The organism is Streptomyces hilarionis, from assembly GCF_024539675.1.
Taxonomy (GTDB): Bacteria; Actinomycetota; Actinomycetes; order Streptomycetales; family Streptomycetaceae; genus Streptomyces; species Streptomyces hilarionis.
The window spans coordinates 1-267 of the sequence record NZ_JAHHIT010000741.1 but is presented as its reverse complement, the minus strand read 5'-3'; the positions used below and the strand labels follow the sequence as shown (position 1 = coordinate 267).

1 protein-coding gene is annotated in these 267 nt (G+C 52.1%); it reads right to left on the bottom strand.

Annotated features, from left to right (window positions below; genetic code table 11):
- Nucleotides 1–267, bottom strand: a 267-nt coding sequence (gene pilV, locus KMS84_RS44610; protein ID WP_498066986.1) for a shufflon system plasmid conjugative transfer pilus tip adhesin PilV, incomplete at both ends; no start/stop codon positions are given.

The following is a 267-nucleotide window of genomic DNA, read 5'->3' as shown; positions in this document are numbered from 1 at the left end:
GGCAGGCGCCTGGCAGGTGCCCTGGATCAGCTGGAATTCCCACCCACCTGGTCTTTTCCATAAGCCTTGTTCGCAGGACAACGTTATTCCCGCGGCGCTTTTTGCAAGAAGGGTTCGGTCACTGCACTGTTGCCCCTCGGTAGCTATGCCTCCCAGGGACAAATATTCATTTGTCTGAATGCGATCATAGGCCGTTATCTTGCCCGTCGAGGTTATCTTTCCACCCCATAGTTCACCTCCGGTTGAAAAGTTTTTGTCGTTATAAAC